Source organism: Planctomycetota bacterium (assembly GCA_026387035.1).
Taxonomy (GTDB): domain Bacteria; phylum Planctomycetota; class Phycisphaerae; order FEN-1346; family FEN-1346; genus JAPLMM01.
This window is the reverse complement of sequence record JAPLMM010000037.1, coordinates 1-5248: the sequence shown is the minus strand read 5'-3', so window position 1 is coordinate 5248 and position 5248 is coordinate 1. Positions and strand designations below refer to the sequence as shown.

Here is a 5248-nt window from a genome sequence, read left to right as displayed (position 1 = left end):
GATCGCCAGCGCGCTCATCCGCGCTTCGGTGTACCGCATGGCGGCGGGCGGGTCGCCGTCGATCGAGCCGAAGTTCCCCTGGCCGTCCACCAGGGGATAGCGTTCGGCCCAGGGCTGGGCCATCCGCACCAGCGTCGGATAGACAACCTGCTCGCCGTGGGGATGGTAGTTGCCGGACGTGTCGCCTGCGATCTTCGCGCACTTGCGGTAGTGGCTGCGGGGCCCGAGCCCAAGGTCGTTCATCGCCACCAGAATCCGCCGCTGGCTGGGCTTCAGGCCGTCACGCACGTCGGGCAGGGCGCGGCTGACGATGACGCTCATCGCGTACGTCATGTACGCGTCCTTCATTTCTTCTTCGATGAGCAGTTCTTCGATGTTTTCTTGCTGGTTGAGTCGTGTCAACTCACGGCTCCTTTGTGGCGGCAGGGGGCTTTCGTAACCCCTTTGGCTGCAATAAGTTGCGCAGCCGCTCGGCCGCCTGCGGAATCTTCAATCAGATTACCGGAAACGGCCTTTCTTGGCAATGAAATTCAGGTGGGGAAATACTCCTTTTTGGCGGCCAGTTACAAATGACATGGCTCTGGGCCGGCTGGCTTTTGGGTTGGATTCGTTGCTTGCCTTGCGCGCGGTTCGGTGCTATAATCATGTTGCTGCTTGGGGAGAAAAGCGCATCTATGGCCAAAGAGCAAACGACCAGTGCTGGTCCCACGGCCGTAGCCATGGTCATCTGCGACATGGTGGTGCGCGACGAGCAGACGAAGAATGTGAGCCTCATTGGCCTGTTTAACGCCGTCACCGGCCCGAAGGTTCCGCTCCAGCACGACCGGATGTATGTGTTCGTCAGCCTCACGAATTGCCACGGAGACTACGAATGCCGCCTACAGTGCAAGTCGCCGGACGAGGAGGTGATTTTCGAGGCGACCGGGAAAATAAGCCTTAACGACCCCCTTGCCGTGGCCGATCTGAATCTGGAACTTCGGGGGTTGGTGTTTAAGGTCCCTGGCAATTATATCTTTGAATTCTACTGCGCCGGAGAATTGCTGACGATGCGCAGGTTTTCCGTCATCATAAAGGAATAGTCTATGGGTAGCGGGATGCTCACAATACGCAAGGAACTGTCTTCAGGCCTCATTCCGCGGGCCGAGCCGGTTGCAAACGCTTACTTTTCTGTCACATTCTCCATGGAAACGCCAAGGGGCATGCTCTCGGACGACGAGTTGTTGCAGGCCGCCCTTGATTCGGAGGCATTTGACTTCTGGCGGGATGCGGGCGAGGATGTTTACTCGCTTGAGGATGGGGAGCCTGTATGAAGCGGGGTGACGTCGTTCTCGCGGAAGTTTACTTCACAGATCTTAGTGGCGTTAAGATTCGCCCCGTGGTGGTTGTCAGTTCGGATGCTGTTAATCGTGGCGATGACCGTGTAGTAATTCCCGTTTCGTCCAGTGTTGCCAAGCCATCGCGGTGGGGTGTTCTTGCGAGGGATTCCGACGTGGCGTTCAAACGGACGGGGCTCCGTCGCGCATCCGTCTTCCGATGCGATAAGGTTCTGACCCTGAGCAAGGCTCTCATTCGAAGGAGACTAGGCACCGCGGACCTCTATCTTGGCAAGATCGCAAAGTGCCTTGGAGACGCCCTGGGCCTGTAGCGAGTTGGCACGTCTCAGCCTCGCCCCAGGCAGAAGGCCACGAGGTCCGCGAGTTGCCCCGTCGCCAGGGCGACACAGGAATCCGCCGCAAGTCTCGCCCGGGGTTTTCAGTGGCATCGGGCGCCCGCCGGTTTTAACCTACTGGCATGAAGATCGCCCTGGCGCAACTGAATCCGACGATCGGCGACATCGAAGGCAACCGCCGACGCATCCTCGGCGCCTACTCGAAGGCCGCCGCCATGGGGGCGGACCTGGTGGTGACGGGCGAACTGTCGCTCGTCGGCTACCCGCCCCGGGACCTCCTCCTGAAGCCGCGTTTCGTGGCGGACAACCTGGCGGCGTTCGAGCGGCTCGTGGGCGAGGTCGGACGGACGGGCCTCCTTGTGGGTTTCGTCGACCGCTCCGTCGGGACGCACGGCCTGCCGCTTCATAATGCCGCCGCCCTTGTCGCCGAGGGGCGGGTGCTTGCCATCAAGCACAAGGCGCTTCTGCCGATGTACGACGTCTTCGACGAACTGCGGTACTTCGAGCCGGGCCGGGGCGCCCACGTCGTCGAATTTGCCGGCCTGCGACTCGGCCTCTCGATCTGCGAGGACATCTGGACCCAGGAGGCTGCGGTCGGGCCCGCGTCCCGCTTCTACCACGGCAACCCCATTGCCGAACTCGTCCGGGCGGGGGCCGATCTGCTCGTCAACATGTCCGCCTCGCCGTTCGAGGTCGGTAAGTTCGCCCAGCGCTGGAACCTGGTGTGGACGCAGGCCCGCAAGCACCGCCGGCCGGTCGTGTACGTCAACCAGGTGGGCGGCAACGACGAACTGGTTTTCGACGGCGGAAGTTTCGCCATGGATGCCTCGGGCGCCCTGGTCGCGCAACTGCCGGCGTTCGAGGAAGACCTGGCGATGGCTGAAATTCCCGGCGGCGCGCCGCTCTCGACTGTTCCCGCGCCGATGCCGGACGTCGTCGCCGTCCGCCGGGCGCTCGTCCTCGGCCTCGGCGACTACGTTCGCAAGTGCGGGTTCAAGGACGTTGTCCTGGGCCTGTCGGGCGGGGTGGATTCGAGCGTCGTCGCCTGCCTCGCTGCGGAGGCGCTTGGCGCCGACCACGTGGTCGGCGTCGCCATGCCGAGCCGATACTCCAGTCCCCACAGCCTCGAGGATGCCGAGGCGCTCGCCCGGAACCTGGGCGTCCGATTCATGGTTATCCCTATCGAGCAGCCGCACCGCGCGATGGAAGCCGCACTTGCCGAGGCTTTCAAAGGCGCCCAGCCCGACGTGACCGAGGAAAACGTCCAGGCCCGTGTCCGCGGCAACATCCTGATGGCCCTCTCGAACAAGTTCGGCTGGCTGGTGCTCTCGACGGGCAACAAAAGCGAACTGGCCTGCGGCTACTGCACACTCTACGGCGACATGGCGGGCGGCCTCGCGGTCATCAGCGATGTGCCGAAGACCTTGATCTACGAACTGGCGCGATCCATCAACACCGAAGCCGACCGCAACACCGAAGCCGACCGGTCGCCGATCCCTGAGCGCGTCCTGGAGAAACCGCCTTCGGCGGAACTCCGGCCGAATCAGACGGACCAGGATTCGCTCCCCCCGTATGACGTCCTCGACGCGATTCTGGACCTCTACGTGCGCCAGGAGCGCTCGCGCGACGAGATTGTCGAGGCCGGGTTCAACCCCGAGATCGTCCAGAAGATCATCCGTCTCGTGGACCGCAATGAGTACAAACGCCGCCAGGCCGCCCCGGGCCTGAAAGTGACGAGCCGCGCCTTCGGCGTCGGCCGCCGCATGCCCATCGCCCAAGCCTACGACCCGAACAGACGGTAGCCGAAAGCGAGGCGGGAGAAAACGAGATTATGCGCGGCGGTTCTCCTGAACCGCCGCGATCAAGGATTAAAACCTTAGGGGGAGAAGAGATTTGTGCCGCGGGTGAAACATTATTTCGAGAAAGGCCAGTTCTACCATCTGACCACCCGCACCTTGGACGGCTGGCAGGCTTTCGCCTCAGACACGGTGAAACGGAAGGTCGTGGATGCTCTGGCCTTCTACTGTGAACGGGGCGATTGGCGCGTCCACGGCTTTGTCGTGATGAGCAACCACGTCCATGTGGTGGTCTCTCAAGTGTCACGCGTACTGAGCTACGTGGTCCGCGATTTTAAGAAGTGGATTTGGCGCCAACTGCTCAGCCCCGGTCATGGAGACCTGTGGGAACGCCGCTTTGACGATAACGCCATCCAACATCAGGCCGAGATGCTGGAGGTGATTCAGTACATCCACCGTAATCCAGTTCGAGCGGGAGTAGTCCGGCGACCGGAGGACTACTTCTGGTCCAGTGCCCGCAACTACGCGCGCCTGACACCGGTGGCGATGGAAGTGGACATGGAGTGGTAGAGGGTGTGCGCGGCGGGTCTCTGCACCCGCCGCGCCAACCGCGCCTATCGTGTGTGGCACACTGCTTGGATGGGTATTAGACGCTCGCGGAAACGCGGAGGGCACAGATGAGACAGTCTGGCGAAAGCCTTCTCAATAGTCTGAAGAATGTCCGGTGGGATGTTGCCGCCAACACCTACGGGAATAATCACGCAACCTTGATAGGGTTGCTTGTTGAGTGGTGGATTTCTTCAGAACCTGAGACGCACCGAGCCGTCGAAGCCGGCCCATCATTTGGGCATTGCGAAAAGGGTGTAGGTGGCGGGCGGTGTGACGCCATTTTCTGTGAAAAAGATGACGCCATTGGTGTTCTTGAGGTCGAAGGAACACGCTACGAACTGACCATTCAGAAGATCGGAAAGTTTCTTCCTTCTTCGCGGGAGGATGCTTCTTCGCTGGATGACATGAAGACGCTCAGATTTGCCATCGCCGTGCTCTACGCCACCGGCCCAAGAAAAGGTGGTGCCGAAAGAGCCATGCCGTCATGCTGGAATGCCGAGATTTCCTCAACGGTCACAAAGGTTTCGCACGAGTACCCCGACAAACCGATTGTCGTGGTTGCGCTCGATAAGGTTTATGAGCGGCATGTCAAAGGGATCCGCCGCCGCCACGTCGTCTACAAGAGCAAACTGACGAAGGTGTGGGGATTCGTGTATGAAGCAGGGGAGCGAGTGGCCTCTAACGTCCTATGGGACGGCAACGCGGCAGGGAGAAAGTAAGGTTTTGCGCGGTGGGTCTCCGTGCCCACCGCGCAAAGTGTGCTTGGCTGTGCGCGGCGGTTCAGGAGAACCGCCGCGCAGAAGAAATAAAAAGATGCCGTGCCGAGGGTTTCTTGTCGGGCGGCTGAGGAGTTGCACGGGTGGCGGAACCGGAAACAACTGAACCGCGCAGGACCGGCCTGGCTGAGCAACTCAAAGCCTCCCTGCCGCGGAACGTCATCGTCCTGGGCGTCGTCTCCTTCCTGGCGGACGTCTCGACCGACATGATGTACTGGACCGTGCCGTTCTTCATTGCCCTCTTGGGCGGCGGGTTTGTCTGGGTCGGCATCATCGAAGGCCTGCGCGACGGCATCACGAGTTTCGTCACCATCGCGTCGGGGTTCGTCTCCGACCGTGTCGGCAAGCGAAAAGCGCTCGTCGGCCTGGGCTATGGCATCTCGACGGTCGTCAAGCCG

The 5248-nt window shown here is 61.4% G+C and carries 7 protein-coding genes; 6 read left to right on the top strand and 1 reads right to left on the bottom strand.

The genetic code is table 11. From position 1 onward, the window contains the following. Positions 1–348, bottom strand: a 348-nt coding sequence (locus NTX40_01130; GenBank protein ID MCX5647692.1) for a DNA gyrase subunit A, incomplete at its 3' end; no start/stop codon positions are given. 326 nt (positions 349–674) lie between these two features. Between NTX40_01130 and NTX40_01125 the strand changes: the two genes are divergently transcribed. From NTX40_01125 to NTX40_01100, 6 genes are all read left to right on the top strand, one after another. Beyond that, complete coding sequence (locus NTX40_01125) at positions 675–1079, top strand: hypothetical protein (protein ID MCX5647691.1); 405 nt, start codon at positions 675–677, stop codon at positions 1077–1079. 3 nt (positions 1080–1082) lie between these two features. Beyond that, entirely contained in the window at positions 1083–1310 is a 228-nt protein-coding gene (locus NTX40_01120) for a hypothetical protein (GenBank protein ID MCX5647690.1), read from the top strand. A gap of 481 nt (positions 1311–1791) precedes the next feature. Continuing rightward, entirely contained in the window at positions 1792–3471 is a 1680-nt protein-coding gene (locus tag NTX40_01115) for an NAD+ synthase (GenBank protein ID MCX5647689.1), read from the top strand. A gap of 93 nt (positions 3472–3564) precedes the next feature. Next, positions 3565–4035 carry a transposase gene (locus tag NTX40_01110; GenBank protein MCX5647688.1) on the top strand — a complete coding sequence of 157 codons (471 nt, stop codon included), beginning with the start codon at positions 3565–3567 and terminating at the stop codon, positions 4033–4035. A gap of 107 nt (positions 4036–4142) precedes the next feature. Then, positions 4143–4793 carry a hypothetical protein gene (locus NTX40_01105; protein MCX5647687.1) on the top strand — a complete coding sequence of 217 codons (651 nt, stop codon included), beginning with the start codon at positions 4143–4145 and terminating at the stop codon, positions 4791–4793. A gap of 140 nt (positions 4794–4933) precedes the next feature. Continuing rightward, positions 4934–5248: MFS transporter (locus NTX40_01100; GenBank protein MCX5647686.1), on the top strand; the 315-nt coding region annotated here is incomplete at its 3' end.